A 14632-nucleotide genomic window follows, 5' to 3' on the forward strand; every position below is an offset into this window, starting at 1 on the left:
CGAAAGAAACCCATGACCCAGCTATTGCAGCAAACCATTGATGCCGCGTGGGAAAACCGCGCGCAAATTTCCCCCGCGCAAGCCCCGGCTGACGTGCGCGAGGCCGTGCGGCACGTGCTGGCCGAGCTGGACGCGGGGCGCCTGCGCGTGGCCACGCGCGAAGGCGTGGGGCGGTGGACGGTGCATCAGTGGATCAAAAAAGCCGTGCTGCTTTCCTTTCGCCTGACTGACAACGCGCCCGTGCGGGCGGGCGAATTGGCCTTTTTTGACAAGGTGCCCACCAAATTCGGCGGCATGGACGACGCTGCGCTGGCTGCCAGCGGCGTGCGCGTGGCGCCGCCCGCCGTGGCGCGACGCGGCAGCTTCATCGGCAAGGGCGTGGTGCTCATGCCCTCTTACGTGAACATTGGCGCCTACGTGGACGAAGGCGCGATGGTGGACACCTGGGCCACCGTGGGCAGCTGCGCGCAAGTGGGCAAAAACGTGCATTTGTCAGGCGGCGTGGGGCTGGGCGGCGTGCTGGAGCCTTTGCAGGCCAACCCCACCATCATTGAAGACAACTGCTTCATCGGCGCGCGCTCCGAAGTGGTGGAAGGCGTGATCGTGGAAGAACACTCGGTGCTCGGCATGGGCGTGTATCTGGGCCAGAGCACGCCCATCTTCAACCGCGAAACCGGCGAAATCAGCTATGGCCGCGTGCCCTCAGGCAGCGTGGTGGTCAGCGGCAGCCTGCCCCGGCAGACCGCCAGCGGCCAGCCCTACAGCCTGTATGCCGCCGTCATCGTCAAGCGCGTGGACGCGCAAACGCGCGCCAAAACCAGCATCAACGACCTGTTGCGCCCCTGAAGGCCAAAGGGGATGGGTTGCGGAGATGATCTAGCTCCTCGATTCATAGCATTAGGTCCTAGTGAAACGTGCGCAAACGCCATTTTTAGCGCTCTGAATCTGCTCCTCTTTTCAATGCAAAACCGCTCCGCAGCACCCGGCCCGCACTGCACATATCTCTCAAGGGAAAGGAAAACACACCATGTCCAACGCACCCGCTTCCATGATGGAGCGCATCCTGCACCTGATGGCGGAAAAAAAGGCGTCTGACGTCTACCTCTCGCCGCGCGCGCCCGCCACCATCAAGATCAACGGCGAATACCTGCCCATCAACTCGCAGCCGCTGCCCGTGGACGGGCCGATGAACCTGCTGCTGGACATCGTGCCGCCCAACCGCATTGAAGAGCTGAAGGAAACCGGCGAACTCAACACCGCCATTCCGCTGCACGGCGTGGGCAACTTCCGCCTCTCGGCCATGCGCCAGCGCGGCATGTACTCAGCCGTCATCCGCTTCATCAGCCCCGACATCCCGCCGCTGCACACGCTCAACCTGCCCGACGTGCTGCGCACCCTCGTGCTCGAAAAGCGCGGCCTCATCCTCATGGTGGGCGCCACCGGCGCGGGCAAATCCACCACGCTGGCGGCCATGCTGGATCACCGCAACGAGAACATGACCGGCCACATCCTCACCATTGAAGACCCGCTGGAATACATGTTCACCAACAAAAAATCCATCGTGAACCAGCGCGAAGTGGGCAGCGACACCGCCAGCTTGCAAATCGGCCTGAAAAACGCCCTGCGCCAGGCGCCTGACGTCATCATGATTGGCGAAATCCGCGACCGCGAAACCATGAGCGCCTCCATCGCCTACGCCCAATCCGGCCACCTGTGCCTGGCCACGCTGCACGCCAACAACAGCTACCACGCGCTCAACCGCATCCTCTCCTTCTACCCCGTGGAAGTGCGGCCCACGCTGCTGGGCGATCTGGCCTCGGCGCTCAAATCCATCGTCTCGCAGCGCCTCATCCGCACCGTGGACGGCCTGCGCACCCCGGCGGTGGAAGTCATGCTCAACACCAAACTCGTGGCCGACCTCATTGAAAAAGGCGACTTCACCGGCGTGAAAGAAGCCATGGAAAACTCCATGGCCGAAGGCTCGCAGACCTTTGAAGCCGACCTGGCGCGCCTGATCAACGAAGGCCGCATCGACCGCAAAGAAGGCCTGGCCTACGCCGACTCGCCCACCAACCTGCTCTGGCGCCTGCAAAACGACACCAGCCGCCACATCGCCGCCCAGCAGGCGCACATACATGAAGACGCGATTGCCGACGAGCCTTCGTTCACCGACATCACGCTGGACGTGCACAACAGCGCCTTCCGCACCACGGGCTTTGGCTCATCAGGCTTTGACCGCACCACAGGCTTTGGCTCCTCGCACCTCGGCCCGCTGGACGACCCCAAACTCGGCAAGCAATCCTGAAGGCCCGCCTGCGGCCTTCAAATGAGAAAGGAAAAAAAAGAGATCGGATTTGCTCTTATATCCGTAGCGTTATGTCTTACTGGAATGAGCGCTGAGCAGTATTTTTGCCCCTCAAATTTGCTCCTTTTTTAAATGCAACCAGGCTAACCTGAGCAACCTGAAGCCTTTCCGCACCCGCCCTGGCACGGCGGCGTGGGCGCGGCGCACGTTACATTTATGCCCGGCTGCCGTCAGAGGGCCTGGCGGCGTAGCCGCTTCTTCCTTTTTTCAAGGACGCACATCATGAACAAAACCACCGCTTTCACCCGCCTTGCCGCCGCTGCCATGCTGGCCGCCGGCGCGGCCGCCTTCACCACGGGCTGCACCACGACCGGTCTTTACGACAACGCCAACCAGAAAGTGCAGCAGGAGTCGCTCCAGGCGCAGGTCAATGAAGCCTTGTCGCGCCTGTATCGCGCCGCGCCAGGCTCCGAGGCGCTGGTGGCCCGTTCGGCGGGCGCGCTGGTGTTTCCGCAAGTGGTGGGCGGCAGCCTGATCGTGGGCGTGGAGCATGGCCGTGGCCTGCTATACGTGGCCGGCAACACGCAGCCGCAGGAATACACCATCAATGCCGGATCGCTGGGTTTTCAGGCGGGCGGACAGGCCAAGTCGGTCATCTACGTTTTCAACTCGCCCGAGGCGCTGGAAATGTTCCGCCGCAGCAATGGCTGGACCATCGGCATTGACGCCACGGCCGCCATCGGCCATCTGGGCGCCAATGGCATGGTGGACAGCCGCACCAGCGAGCAGCCTGTGACCAGCTTCGTGCTCACCAATGTGGGGCTTGAAGCGGGGGTATCCGTGCAGGGCGCGAAAGTCTCGCGCGCACGCTGAACGCTGAAACATTCTCTGCCTGAAGCGCGAAAAGCTGGCGGCCGCAACGCAAGCGGCTGCCAGCTTTTTTGTTGGCCGCGCCAGGCGTTTTTTTCTTTGGCCAACGCCGGTTCGCCAGACGGCCTGGGCGCCGCGCCGTCACTGCTGGCGGCCCGCCGCGTCAAAAGCCCAGAATTTGTCGCGCTCCGGCGGGCGGGCGATCAGGCGCAGGTCTTCGCCTATGCGGTCAATGGCGTGAAAGCGCAGGGGCACGCCCGCTGCCAGCGAGTCCAGCGGGCCGATATCCGCCAGCCCCCGGCCGGGGCCAAGCAGCAGCGGGGCCAGGTACAGCAGGCATTCGTCAGCCAGGCCCGCTTGCAGCAGCGCGCCCGCAAGACGCTGGCCGGCTTCCACGTGCAGCTCGTTCACTTCGAGCGCGGCCAGCGTGTGCAGCAAGGCGGGCAGGTGCAGGCGGCCCTGCGGCGTGGCGGGAATGACGTGCAGGCGCGCGCCTTGGGCCAGGTAGGGGGCGTGCCGCTCGGCGCTGTCCACGGTGGTGCAAATGTGGATGCAACGGCCCGGCGTTTGCCACAGACGGGCGGCCAGCGGCGTGCGCAATTGGCTATCGGCAATGAACAGGGCGGGCTGGCGGGCGGCGCTGGCGTGGCGCACATTCAGCAGCGGGTCATCTTGCAGCACGGTGCCGATGCCGGTGAGGATGGCGCTGGCGCGGGCGCGCCAGGCATGGCCGTTGGCGCGGGCGGCTTCGCCCGTAATCCACTGGCTTTGGCCGTTGGACAAGGCCGTGGCGCCATCCAGCGAGGCGGCCAGTTTCAGCCGTACCCAGGGCAGGCCGCGCACCATGCGGCTGAAAAAGCCGATGTTGTCTTCAAAAGCCTGCCGTGCGCCCGGGCCGGTTTGCACCTGCACGCCAGCGGCGCGCAAGCGCGCAAAGCCCTGTCCGGCCACGCGGGGGTTGGGGTCAGGCAGGGCGGCGACCACGCGGGCCACGCCAGCGGCGATCAGGGCATCAGCGCAGGGGCCGGTGCGGCCCTGGTGCGAGCAAGGCTCCAGCGTCACATAGGCCGTGGCGCCTTGCGTGCTTTGGCCAGCGGCTTGCGCGGCGCGCAGCGCCATGATTTCTGCGTGGGAGCCGCCTGCGCGCTGGGTGCAGCCTTCGCCGATGACGCGGCCATCGGCGGCCGCCAGCACGCAGCCAATGCGGGGATTGGGGTCGGCGTCATTGGGAGCCTGCCGGCCCAGAGCCAGGGCGCGATTCATGTAGGGCATGGAGTCAAGCTTTCCGGATGCCTGCGCCAGCTCCGGCGGAGCCTGCCCGGAGGGACTCGAACCCCCGACCTGCTGCTTAGAAGGCAGCTGCTCTATCCAGTTGAGCTACGGGCAGACGAAAAAAACGGGCCAGCAAAAAGATGAAAACCCGGCCAGCCGGGCCTTTCGCCAGGGCGGAAACCGCCAGGCTGTTTTGCTGCCGAACGACAAGAGCCAGCGGCAAATGCCAAGGCCATGACGAAACGGCGCGAAGCGCGCGATTATGCAGTGCAGGCGGCTATGCCCGAAGAAGGCACGGCGCGCGGCCCTCATGCTTTCTGCACCCCTCACGCCCACGGCGAGCCGCACGAACTGCGCACCGCGACGGGCCTTTGCCAGTTCACCGGCTTGCTCACCGGCTTGCGGGCTTGCGATAGGGCAAAGAACAGATCCGGGCCTTCGCATGAGATGGGCAAGGGCAAGCTGCATTATTTTCGCTATGTAATCCATAGCACGATGTCCTAGTGGAAAGAGCGCAGACGCCATTTTTCACCCCATCAAATCCGCTCCTGTTTTTCATGCCTTCTGGCAACGCAAACGCCGGCGCCAGAATGAAAAAAACCGCCAGCGCGGCTGTGCCGGACGCTGGCGGTTATTGGGATGGTCGGAACGGCGGGATTCGAACTCGCGACCCTCTGCTCCCAAAGCAGATGCGCTACCAGACTGCGCTACGTTCCGTGAAAGCGGGCAATTCTAGCCTTGTTTTTCAAATGCCTTCAGGCCCTTTTGCACGGCGGGGCGCTGGCTGATGCGGTCGAACCAGGCTTTGAGCGCCGGGTAATCGGCCCAGTCGATGCCGTGCCGCTCGTGGTGGATGAGCCAGGGGTAGATGGCGATGTCGGCGATGGAGTAGTCGCCGCCGGCGATGAAGGCGCCCGTGCGCTCGATCTGCCCGTTCATCACGCCGTAGAGGCGCTTGGCCTCGGCGGTGTAGCGCTCAATGCCGTAGGGCACTTTTTCAGTGGCGAAGAAGCGAAAGTGCCCGGCCTGCCCCAGCATGGGGCCGACGCCGCCCATCTGGAACATGAGCCATTGCAGCACGGTGTAGCGTGCGGCGCCCGCAGCGGGCAGCAGGCGGCCCGTTTTGTCGGCCAGGTAAATGAGGATGGCGCCAGACTCGAACAGCGGCAGCGGCTGCCCGCCAGGGCCTTCGCTATCGACCAGCGCCGGAATCTTGTTGTTGGGGCTGATCTTGAGAAAGTCGGGAGCGAACTGCTCGTTCTTGCCAATATTGACGGGGTGCAGGCGATAGGCCAGGCCGCACTCTTCCAGCATGATGGTGGCCTTGAAGCCGTTGGGCGTGGTCCAGGAGTAGAGATCGATCATGGCAAGCTCTCTTTCAGTGAGTGGAAAGGCGTATTGTCGTTCTGCGCGCCTGGTCTATTCAGGGCTGGCCGCGCAGGGCGGGGAAAAAGCGGCGCGGCGGCTCGCTTCGGGCCGCACTTTCGCCTTCGCGGCCCCAAGCGCTGAACAGGCTCTGGAGCCGCCTTGTTGCAGGCAGGCGCCCGGTTCGCCTCCAAAATCCGGGCCTGCGGAGCACTTTCATGAACGGACACACGTGGTTTTTCTGGGCGCTGGCCTCGGCCTTCTTCGCGGCGCTGACGGCCATCTTCGCCAAGGCGGGCCTGCAAGGCATTGATTCAGACTTCGCCACTTTCATCCGCACGCTTGTCATCCTGGCCGCTCTGGCGCTGTTTCTCACCTGGGCGGGCAAATGGCAAGGCGTGGCGGCCTTCACGGCGCGCAACTGGCTGTTTCTCGTGCTTTCCGGGCTGGCCACGGGCGCGTCGTGGCTGGCGTACTTCAAGGCGCTGCAGCTGGGCGACGCCTCCAGGGTGGCCCCGGTGGACAAATTCAGCCTGGTGCTCGTGGCGCTGCTGGCCGTGGTTTTCCTGGGCGAGCGCCCCAGGCCGCATGAGTGGGGCGGCCTGGGGCTGGTTGCCGCTGGCGTGCTGGTGCTGGCGATCAAGCGCTGAGCGCCTGTTCAAAGGACTTTGAGCAGGTTCTGAAAGCGCGGCAGCTGGCCTTTTGAGGCAAAGCGCTGCGCTTGCGGCGCACATTCAAGGATGCAGTTGTCTGATTGGCCATCACGCGCATCCATTCAGCCAGTCCAATCGACCGCTTGTCGGAAGTCAAAAAAAAACGTGCACTATTTCACGAAACCGATGCTTTTTTGTTATATTCCCGTCCGCGCCTTCGGGCGCCCTGCTTTTCCTCCCTGAGCGGGAGCCTTTCTGACGAGAGGCTTTTCAGCCCCTGGTCCTTGCGGATCAGGGGTTTTCTTTTTTCCGGCGGCAGGCAGCTTGAAGCAGGTCATGCCGCCCGCGTTCTGCGCCCTCTGGCGCGCCCTACACTTGCGTGCATGTTGTGGATCAAGGCCCTGCACATTGTTTTCATCGCAAGCTGGTTCGCAGGCTTGTTTTATTTGCCGCGCATTTACGTCAATCTGGCGATGGTGGCGCCCGATTCGCGCGCCGAATACGAGCGGCTGTTGCTGATGGCGCGCAAGCTCTACCGCTTCATGACGCTGCTGGCCGCGCCCGCGCTGGCGCTGGGCCTGTGGCTGTGGCTGGGCTACGGCATCGGGCTGGGGCCGGGCAATGGCTGGATGCATGCCAAGCTGGCCGTTGTGCTGCTGCTGCTGGCTTATCACTTCTGGTGCTGGCGGCTGCTGCGGCGCTTTGAGGCGCGGCTGCCCACTCACGGCCATGTGTGGTTCCGCTGGTTCAATGAAGGCCCCGTGCTGATGATGCTGGCCGCCGTGCTGCTCGTGGTGCTCAAGCCGTTCTGAGCAAACGCCCGCTGCACTGCCCATGACCGCCAAACCACCGCCCAGCGAAAAGTCCGCCGCCGCGCCGTTGGCGCTGTGCTGGGTGGCGCTCATTGCCTACGCCAGTCTCTTTCCCTTCACGGGCTGGCGCAATCAGGGGCTGATGCCGTGGGCCTACATTGACGAAGCCCTGCCGCAGTACTGGACACGCTTTGACGTGCTTGCCAACTTTGCGGGCTACGCCCCGCTGGGCCTGCTGCTGACGCTGGCCTGGTCTGCCAGCGGCCGCCTGCGCCCCTGGCTGGCCGCGCTGCTGGCTGCGCTGGCCGCCGCCGCGCTGTCGTTCGCGCTGGAAGCGCTGCAAACCTATTTGCCGCTGCGCATTGCCTCCAATCTTGACCTGGCCCTGAACGCCGCCGGGGCCGCCGCAGGCGCGATGGCCGCCCTGGCGCTGGAGAAAACCGGGCTGGCTGGCCGCTGGCGGCGCTTTCGCCGCCGCTGGTTCGCGCCCGATGCGCGCGGCGCGCTGGTGCTGCTGGCCTTGTGGCCCGTGGGGCTGCTTTATCCCACGCCTGTGGCGCTAGGCCTGGGGCACGTGTACGAGCGTGTTGAAGCGGCCTTGGCCGCCTTGTTGAAAGACACGCCCTGGCTGGAATGGCTGCCCCTGCGTGAATTCGAACTGCAGCCGCTGCTGCCTGGCGTGCAAGTGCTGTGCGTCGCCCTGGGCGCGGCCGCGCCCTGCCTGCTGGGCTATGGCGTGATGCAAGGCGCGGCACGCCGCGTTCCGTTTGCGCTGGCCGCGCTGCTGGCGGGCGTGGCCACGCTGGCCCTTTCCTTCGCGCTCACCTGGGGGCCTGCCTCTGCCTGGGGCTGGCTGCGCGCGCCGCAAATTGGCGGGCTGGCAGGCGGCGCTCTCATGGCCTTGCTGGCGCTGCCCCTGCCGCAGCGCGCCTGCCTGGCCCTGCTGGCCGTGGCGCTGGGCGCGCAGCTGTGGCTGCTCAACGAGGCTCCTTTGAGCGCCTACGACGCCGCCAATTTGCAGCAGTGGGAGCAGGGCTGCTTCATCCACTTTTACGGCCTGGCCCAGTGGGTCGGCTGGCTGTGGCCCTTTGCCACGCTGGCGTATGCGCTCTTTCGCCTGTTTGGGCGCAGACATGCCAGCCCGCCAGTCCGCCCTGACGGGAAAGCCGGCCCATTCTGAAACCACCCAGTCCGGCCCATTTGAAAAAGGAAGCGCCATGAAAATACTGATTAATTTGTTTCACCCCCATCTCTCTCAATCCAAAGTAAACCGCGCATGGGCGCAACGTTTGGCGCGCGAACCCAATGTGACCGTCCGCAAGCCATACGAGCTGTATCCCGACGGCAAAATTGATATTGCCGCCGAACAAGCTGCGCTGCTGGCGCACGACAGATTGGTATTTCAGCATCCGTTTTACTGGTATTCCATTCCGCCGCTGATGAAACAATGGCTGGACGATGTGCTGACCTATAACTGGGCATACGGGCCAAAAGGCGGGGTTTTGGCGGGAAAAGAATGGGTCTGCGCCATTTCTACGGGCGGGCCTGCCGATTCGTATCAGGCGGGCGGCTACAACAGCTTTTCCATGAGCGAATTTCTGAAACCGCTGCAGCAGACGGCAAACCTGCTGAAAACGCCGTTTCTGCCGCCGTTTGTATTTCACGGCGCAGTGGTTGCCGACGGGCAGGCCATCGCCCAATCCGCCGAAGATTGCGCCGCCCACCTGCTAAATCCTTTGCTTGACCCGGCGAAAAAACTGGCGGCCTTGTCCGCCAAAATGGAACAAGACGGCGTGAGTTTGTGAATGCCGTTTCAGACAGCCTGGACAAGGCCATTTTGAAACGGCTGCCAGCCAGCTCCATTTGCTCTGCCAAGCCCTGCCGCGCGCCGAAAATACCGTCCTTTCGCCGCCTGCCGGTTCCTGGCGCTGCTCCGCAACACTGAAAAAACGCTGAAAGCCGCTCATGCCTCGCATCTACATCTACTCTCCTTCCGGCGCGGTGCGCGATCGCGCGGCCCTGCGGCGCGGCGTGCGCCGCCTGCAGGCCCTGGGCCATGAAGTGCAGGTGGATGAAGCCGCCCTGGCCAGCCATCAGCGCTTCGCGGGCGACGACGCCACGCGCCTGGCCGCCATTGCCCGCGCGGCGGCCAGCGGCGCTGACGTGGCGCTGATCACGCGCGGCGGCTACGGCCTCACGCGCCTGTTGCCCGCCCTGCCCTATGAGGCCCTTGCCCGCGCCGCGCAGCAAGGCACGCGCTTTGTGGGCCTGAGCGACTTCACCGCCCTGCAAATGGCCTTGCTGGCGCAAACCGGCGCCATCACCTGGGCCGGCCCGACCCTGTGCGCCGACTTTGGCTGCCCTGGCGAGCCAGACGAAATCATGCAGGCCTGCTTTGGCGACTTGCTCTCGGGCGAAGGCGAAGGCACGGGCTGGCGGCTGCCCGCGCCGCGCCCGGCCAAAAGCGCGCAATTGCTCGCGCCGCAGCCCGCGCCTGTGCCCGGCAAGCTGCATGTGCAAGACGCGCTGCTGTGGGGCGGCAACCTCTCCACCCTTTGCGCGCTGGCGGGCACGCCATGGCTGCCGTCCATTCAGGGCGGCGTGCTGTTTCTGGAAGACGTGGGCGAACACCCTTACCGCATCGAGCGCATGCTCTGCCAGCTGCTGCATGCGGGCGTGCTGGACGCGCAGCAAGCCGTGTTGCTGGGCAGCTTTTCGGCCTACAAGCCTGTGCCGCACGACCGGGGATTCAACCTCAATGAAGCCGTGCACTGGCTGCGCGCGCAAACGCGCACGCCCATCCTCAGCGGCCTGCCCATGGGCCACGTGCCCACCAAAGTGCTGCTGCCCGTGGGCGCGCGCGTGGAGCTGCTGCTGGAAGGGCGCGATGCCTGGCTGCTATGGGGTCACATGGACGGGCACAGCCACCCGCACGGCCACGAGCACGCTTGCCTGCACTGCGGGCAGGCCTGAGCGCCTGTTCATCGCTTGGCCGCAAGCCGGTTCAGAGAGCGCTTCTATTCGCTACTCTATCCATAGCATGAGGTCCTAGTGAAACGGGCGCAGAAGCCAATTTCTTGCTTCTGAATTTGCTCCTGTTTTTGATATCCGCCAGCCTGCCCCAATGGCTCGTTTGCGGTCTGCCTGCGACATGCCGCACGCGGCAAAAAAGCAGGCGGGCTGCTGGCGCCGCCCCTGCGCCCGGACACAGCGCCTGTTGCAGACTTTGGCGGAATGGCCGGCATCCGCCCTGAACGGGATTTTATTCAATAGCGGCTTCAGAATGATTCAGGCAATAACGCAATATCCTGGCGATATTGAAGGCGTCGTCTCCGCCCCGGTGGTGCGTTCCTTGCAGCGGATAGCCCAGAATATCCAGGGCCTGGCTCATTCCCACTTTTCTGGGAATGCGGGTCACTTGCCGGAACAGCTCCTTCACATTGATGTGCTTATGGTGCATGGGGTAAGGAATATGCCGCAAAGCGCACTGTTTTTGCAGCATGTTTTTGTCGTACATGCCGTAGCTGGCCCATGCATGCTGACCCGCCTGATATTCCTTTCCAAGAATATGCAGGGCCTCTTCAAAAGAAATGCCTTCTTTCCCGATCAAATCGGGGGTGATGGTCGTCAGTTGCGTGCAAAACGGGCTGATTGCGGAATGCACAGGTTTTATCAGAATGCCCCTGTTTTTATCGATGACGCCGGTGGCCTGATCCAGCACGCAAATGCCTATTTCTATGATTTCGCTGATTTCTCCTGGCGGGGGATTTCCTTCCCAGCAGGTGGCTTCGAGGTCAATGACAATGATTTTGCCGCTCATGGATGAATCAATTCAGGAAAGCAAAAACAAACGCTGAATCCATTGCGGATTCAGCGTCTGTTGTTTTGGGGGAAGGCCCGCGTTTGTGAGGCGGGCCAGCCAGGGCTTATGAGGCGTTGTCAAAAGGCATGGCGGCCTGGCGCAGGTCTTGCCGTGTTTCCACCAGGATCAGCGGGCCTTCGTCCAGCACGGGCAAGGGTGCGCGTTCGCGCGGCGTGCGCTGCGGCAGCGGCTCGGCGGCGATGGCCTGCTGGGCGGCGGCGACGCGGTCAGGGTCAGACTGCACCCATTGCAGGCCCGCACTCTCAATCAGCTCCGATAGCTGGGTGACGGGCAGGTCGTAGGGCCGTGCCGCTTCGGATCTGGCGCGGGCCGGGGGCGCTGTTTCAGGCGCGGCCTGGGTGGATGGCGCTGCCGGAGCAGGCTCGGGCGCGGCGGCTGGCGCGGCTTCGGCGCTGGCGGGCGGCGCGCTGGGAGCCGCCGGGGCCGCGCCGCGGCTGAAGTAGGAGGCAGGCACGGCTTCTTCCATGGCGGCATCGGCGCTGCTGCCGCTTTCGCCCTTGCCTTCATGGGCGCTTTCGCTGGCGCTGTCGGCGCTGTCACGGCTGCGGCGGCGGTCGCGGCCATAGCGGTCGCGGGCGCGGCGTTCACGGCGCTCGCCTTGAGGAGCGTTTTCCGTCACGTTTCCTGCCTCGTTTTCTGGTGCGTTTTCGCCTTCGGCAGGAGCGGCGCTCTGGCCTGCGGCGTCAGCCTGGGCGGCTGGCGGCTGGCGGGTGTCGCTTTCGGCGGCTGCGGCTTGCGCGCGTGGCCTGCGAGGCTCACTACGGCCGTTTTCGCTGCGACGGGGTTCGGCGCTGGTTTCGACGGGCGCGGCTGCGGGTGCGTTGTCTGCCGTATCGGCTGCATCAGCGGGCAGCGGGTCGCGGCGGGGGCGTTCGGTGCGGTCGGGCCGGTCTTGCCGTTCGGCGCGCGGCGGGCGGTTGCGTTCGCCGCCTTCACGGCTGGCGCGGTTTTCGCGGCTTTCCCTGCTTTCGCGGCTGTCACGGTTTTCGCTGCCTGGGCCGTTGTCGCGCGGCGGGCGGCGCGTGTCGCTGTCGGCGGGGCGATCGTTGCGTTCGGCGTTGCGTTCTGTGGTGCGCTCGTCTCGGTTGTCGCGGCGCTGGCCGTTGCGGTTGCGGCTGTTGCGGTTGTTGTCGCGGCGCTGGCCGTTGCGGCTCGCTTCGCGGGGCTTGCCAGCGGGGTCAGCCGCCGGGGCAGGGGCGGCCGGATGGCCGCCAAAGAGGTTTTGCAGCCAGAGCTTGAGCCAGGCCATGAAGCTGGCGGGCTGGCCGCCGGGGTAGGCCGGATGGCCGCCGGGCATGGGGCGCGCGGCAGGCTGCGCCGCTGGCGGCGCGATGGGCGCGGGCGCGTCGTGCAGCACGCCCTTGATGACGGGCTGCTGGCGGTTGGTCGGCTCCTGGCTGCGGCGGGTGACGACGGTGGGGTCTTCAAACGTTTCGGCCAGTTTGTAGCTGGCGGCCAGGGCGTCAAGGCGCGGGTCGTCGTGCTTGAGGCGCTCGAGCTTGTAGTGGGGCGTTTCCAGCGTTTTGTTGGGCACGAGGACGACGGCCACGCGCTGGCGCAGCTCGATCTTGGCGACTTCGGCGCGCTTTTCGTTGAGCAGGAAGCTGGCCACTTCCACCGGCACTTGCACGTGCACGGCGGCGGTGTTGTCCTTCATGGACTCTTCCTGGATGACGCGCAGGATTTGCAGCGCGCTCGATTCGGTGTCGCGCACGTGGCCGGAGCCGCCGCAGCGCGGGCAGGGAATGGATGCGCCTTCGGAGAGGGCGGGCTTGAGGCGCTGGCGGCTCATTTCCAGCAGGCCGAATTTGCTGATGGAGCCAAATTGCACGCGGGCGCGGTCCTGGCGCAGGGCTTCGCGCAGGCGGTTTTCCACTTCGCGGCGGTTTTTGCTTTCCTCCATGTCGATGAAGTCGATGACGATGAGGCCGCCCAAATCGCGCAGGCGCATCTGGCGGGCCACTTCGTCGGCGGCTTCGAGGTTGGTGCGGGTGGCGGTTTCTTCGATGTCGCCGCCCTTGATGGCGCGGGCGGAGTTCACGTCCACCGCCACAAGGGCTTCGGTGTGGTCGATGACGATGGCGCCGCCCGAGGGCAGCTGCACGGTGCGGCTGTAGGCGCTTTCCACCTGGTGCTCGATCTGGAAGCGCGAAAACAGCGGCGCGGCGTCGCGGTAGCGCTTGACGCGGCTGGCGTGCTCGGGCATCACGTGGCTCATGAACTGCTGGGCCTGCTCGAACATGTCGTCGGTGTCGATCAGGATTTCGCCAATGTCGCTGCTGAAGTAGTCGCGCATGGAGCGGATGACCAGGCTGCTTTCGGGGTAGATCAGCATGGCGCCCTTGCCGCCTTTGGCCGCGTCGTCAATGGCGCCCCAGAGCTTGAGCAGGTAGTTCAGGTCCCATTGCAGGTCGGTCGCGCTGCGGCCTATGCCGGCGGTGCGGGCGATGATGGACATGCCCTTGGGGTATTCGAGCTGGTCCATCGCCTCTTTCAGCTCGGCGCGCTCGTCGCCCTCGATGCGGCGCGAAACGCCGCCGCCGCGCGCGTTGTTGGGCATGAGCACCACGTAGCGCCCGGCCAGGCTGATGAAGGTGGTGAGCGCCGCGCCCTTGTTGCCGCGCTCTTCTTTTTCCACCTGCACCAGCAGTTCCTGGCCTTCCTTGATAACGTCGTTGATGCGCGCCTGCGAAACGGGCACGCCTTCAGCGAAGTACTGGCGCGAGATTTCCTTGAAAGGCAGAAAGCCGTGGCGTTCTTCGCCGTAGTCCACAAAGCACGCCTCCAGCGATGGCTCTATGCGCGTGACCACGGCTTTGTAAATGTTGCCCTTGCGCTGCTCGCGCCCCTCCACTTCGACTTCGTAGTCAAGCAGTTTTTGTCCATCGACGATCGCCAGGCGGCACTCTTCGGCCTGCGTGGCGTTGATCAGCATCCGTTTCATGATGCGCTGTCCTTTGTCTCTTGCAAATCAAAACAGGCCCGCCAAGGGGCCGCACCTCATGCCGCAGCAGGAGCGCGAAGCGAAACAAAGGAAAGGGAAACGGGCGCGCGCCGGTCAGCCATTCACCCCAGGCGGGGCATGGCGGGGCGCATCAGGCGCCACGGCGGCGCGTGCGGACAGGCGCAAAACAGGCCGTGGGCTAGCCCGCTGCCTGCCGGGGCCGCCGCAGCGGGTGCGGCGGGCGCGGCAGAAGGCGGAAAGAGGCCGCCAACCGCTGGCGCGGCGGCTTGACGCCCGCGCCAGAGTGAAGCCAGCCAAACCCACAAAAAAAGCATTGCCTGTCCAGAAAAGACCGGCAGGCATTGCAAAGGGGCCTGCCGGAAGAAAAATCCGTTTCAGTGTCCGAGTGTTTCGATCCGGCCTGCCGCCACCGCCGGGGCCGCAAGCGGCAGCCGGGCGCGTGGCGCGTGGCATGAACCTTGCCCGCGCGGCGCCTGTTTCACAAAGTTGCCAGGCTGTATGAATCAG

At 64.9% G+C, this 14632-nt stretch carries 13 protein-coding genes and 2 tRNA genes; 9 read left to right on the forward strand and 6 right to left on the reverse strand.

The window, feature by feature from the left end; genetic code table 11:
• The first annotated feature begins 12 nt into the window (after window positions 1-12).
• From dapD to QB898_RS06415, 3 genes are all read left to right on the forward strand, one after another.
• The gene (gene dapD / locus QB898_RS06405; protein ID WP_279524272.1) at window positions 13-846 is read left to right on the forward strand and encodes a 2,3,4,5-tetrahydropyridine-2,6-dicarboxylate N-succinyltransferase; all 834 of its coding nucleotides are present in this window, start codon (window positions 13-15) and stop codon (window positions 844-846) included.
• 181 nt (window positions 847-1027) lie between these two features.
• Window positions 1028-2305 carry a PilT/PilU family type 4a pilus ATPase gene (locus tag QB898_RS06410; RefSeq protein ID WP_279524273.1) on the forward strand — a complete coding sequence of 426 codons (1278 nt, stop codon included), beginning with the start codon at window positions 1028-1030 and terminating at the stop codon, window positions 2303-2305.
• A 282-nt stretch (window positions 2306-2587) separates the two neighbouring features.
• Window positions 2588-3178, forward strand: a complete 591-nt coding sequence (locus QB898_RS06415; protein WP_279524274.1) for a BPSL1445 family SYLF domain-containing lipoprotein — start codon at window positions 2588-2590, stop codon at window positions 3176-3178.
• A gap of 138 nt (window positions 3179-3316) precedes the next feature.
• Here QB898_RS06415 and ribD read toward each other — a convergent pair whose 3' ends face one another.
• Both ribD and QB898_RS06425 read right to left on the reverse strand, forming a co-directional pair.
• A complete protein-coding gene (ribD, locus tag QB898_RS06420; protein WP_279524275.1) occupies window positions 3317-4447 on the reverse strand; it encodes a bifunctional diaminohydroxyphosphoribosylaminopyrimidine deaminase/5-amino-6-(5-phosphoribosylamino)uracil reductase RibD in 1131 nt (376 codons plus the stop codon).
• A 41-nt stretch (window positions 4448-4488) separates the two neighbouring features.
• Window positions 4489-4562, reverse strand: a tRNA-Arg gene (locus QB898_RS06425).
• A 119-nt stretch (window positions 4563-4681) separates the two neighbouring features.
• Between QB898_RS06425 and QB898_RS06430 the strand changes: the two genes are divergently transcribed.
• Entirely contained in the window at window positions 4682-4951 is a 270-nt protein-coding gene (locus tag QB898_RS06430) for a hypothetical protein (protein WP_279524276.1), read from the forward strand.
• Window positions 4952-5087: 136 nt separating this feature from the next.
• Here QB898_RS06430 and QB898_RS06435 read toward each other — a convergent pair.
• Window positions 5088-5164 (reverse strand) — tRNA-Pro (locus tag QB898_RS06435).
• A gap of 15 nt (window positions 5165-5179) precedes the next feature.
• Window positions 5180-5812 (reverse strand): glutathione S-transferase family protein, encoded by a 633-nt coding sequence (locus tag QB898_RS06440; RefSeq protein ID WP_102284222.1) that lies wholly within the window; start codon window positions 5810-5812, stop codon window positions 5180-5182.
• 218 nt (window positions 5813-6030) lie between these two features.
• Here QB898_RS06440 and QB898_RS06445 point away from each other — a divergent pair, with 218 nt between their 5' ends.
• The 5 genes from QB898_RS06445 to QB898_RS06465 all read left to right on the forward strand — a co-directional run bounded on the left by QB898_RS06445 (window position 6031) and on the right by QB898_RS06465 (window position 10250).
• Window positions 6031-6462 (forward strand): EamA family transporter, encoded by a 432-nt coding sequence (locus tag QB898_RS06445; protein ID WP_102284221.1) that lies wholly within the window; start codon window positions 6031-6033, stop codon window positions 6460-6462.
• Between the two features lie 386 nt (window positions 6463-6848).
• Window positions 6849-7277: a CopD family protein gene (locus tag QB898_RS06450; protein WP_050716310.1), complete on the forward strand. Its 429-nt coding sequence runs from the start codon at window positions 6849-6851 to the stop codon at window positions 7275-7277.
• A gap of 22 nt (window positions 7278-7299) precedes the next feature.
• A complete protein-coding gene (locus tag QB898_RS06455) occupies window positions 7300-8457 on the forward strand; it encodes a VanZ family protein (RefSeq protein ID WP_279524277.1) in 1158 nt (385 codons plus the stop codon).
• A gap of 37 nt (window positions 8458-8494) precedes the next feature.
• Complete coding sequence (locus QB898_RS06460; protein ID WP_102284640.1) at window positions 8495-9082, forward strand: NAD(P)H-dependent oxidoreductase; 588 nt, start codon at window positions 8495-8497, stop codon at window positions 9080-9082.
• Window positions 9083-9242: 160 nt separating this feature from the next.
• Window positions 9243-10250: an LD-carboxypeptidase gene (locus QB898_RS06465; RefSeq protein WP_279524278.1), complete on the forward strand. Its 1008-nt coding sequence runs from the start codon at window positions 9243-9245 to the stop codon at window positions 10248-10250.
• 289 nt (window positions 10251-10539) lie between these two features.
• Here QB898_RS06465 and QB898_RS06470 read toward each other — a convergent pair whose 3' ends face one another.
• Together QB898_RS06470 and QB898_RS06475 are read right to left on the reverse strand one after the other, a co-directional pair.
• The gene (locus QB898_RS06470) at window positions 10540-11097 is read right to left on the reverse strand and encodes a 3'-5' exonuclease (protein WP_279524279.1); all 558 of its coding nucleotides are present in this window, start codon (window positions 11095-11097) and stop codon (window positions 10540-10542) included.
• A 106-nt stretch (window positions 11098-11203) separates the two neighbouring features.
• On the reverse strand, window positions 11204-14104 hold the full coding sequence (locus QB898_RS06475; protein ID WP_279524280.1) for an Rne/Rng family ribonuclease: 2901 nt from the start codon (window positions 14102-14104) through the stop codon (window positions 11204-11206).
• Window positions 14105-14632: the final 528 nt, after the last annotated feature.

This window comes from Ottowia cancrivicina, assembly GCF_029813755.1.
GTDB classification, from domain to species: Bacteria; Pseudomonadota; Gammaproteobacteria; order Burkholderiales; family Burkholderiaceae_C; genus Ottowia; species Ottowia massiliensis.

What these genes read in the sequence shown, in the direction of transcription:
- QB898_RS06415 (WP_279524274.1), top strand. Translation starts at nt 2,588, where the DNA reads ATGAACAAAACCACCGCTTTCACCCGCCTTGCCGCCGCTGCCATGCTG.
- ribD (WP_279524275.1), bottom strand. Translation starts at nt 4,447, where the DNA reads ATGCCCTACATGAATCGCGCCCTGGCTCTGGGCCGGCAGGCTCCCAAT.
- QB898_RS06445 (WP_102284221.1), top strand. Translation starts at nt 6,031, where the DNA reads ATGAACGGACACACGTGGTTTTTCTGGGCGCTGGCCTCGGCCTTCTTC.
- QB898_RS06470 (WP_279524279.1), bottom strand. Translation starts at nt 11,097, where the DNA reads ATGAGCGGCAAAATCATTGTCATTGACCTCGAAGCCACCTGCTGGGAA.
- QB898_RS06430 (WP_279524276.1), top strand. Translation starts at nt 4,682, where the DNA reads ATGACGAAACGGCGCGAAGCGCGCGATTATGCAGTGCAGGCGGCTATG.
- QB898_RS06475 (WP_279524280.1), bottom strand. Translation starts at nt 14,104, where the DNA reads ATGAAACGGATGCTGATCAACGCCACGCAGGCCGAAGAGTGCCGCCTG.
- QB898_RS06450 (WP_050716310.1), top strand. Translation starts at nt 6,849, where the DNA reads ATGTTGTGGATCAAGGCCCTGCACATTGTTTTCATCGCAAGCTGGTTC.
- QB898_RS06410 (WP_279524273.1), top strand. Translation starts at nt 1,028, where the DNA reads ATGTCCAACGCACCCGCTTCCATGATGGAGCGCATCCTGCACCTGATG.
- QB898_RS06455 (WP_279524277.1), top strand. Translation starts at nt 7,300, where the DNA reads ATGACCGCCAAACCACCGCCCAGCGAAAAGTCCGCCGCCGCGCCGTTG.
- QB898_RS06460 (WP_102284640.1), top strand. Translation starts at nt 8,495, where the DNA reads ATGAAAATACTGATTAATTTGTTTCACCCCCATCTCTCTCAATCCAAA.
- dapD (WP_279524272.1), top strand. Translation starts at nt 13, where the DNA reads ATGACCCAGCTATTGCAGCAAACCATTGATGCCGCGTGGGAAAACCGC.
- QB898_RS06465 (WP_279524278.1), top strand. Translation starts at nt 9,243, where the DNA reads ATGCCTCGCATCTACATCTACTCTCCTTCCGGCGCGGTGCGCGATCGC.
- QB898_RS06440 (WP_102284222.1), bottom strand. Translation starts at nt 5,812, where the DNA reads ATGATCGATCTCTACTCCTGGACCACGCCCAACGGCTTCAAGGCCACC.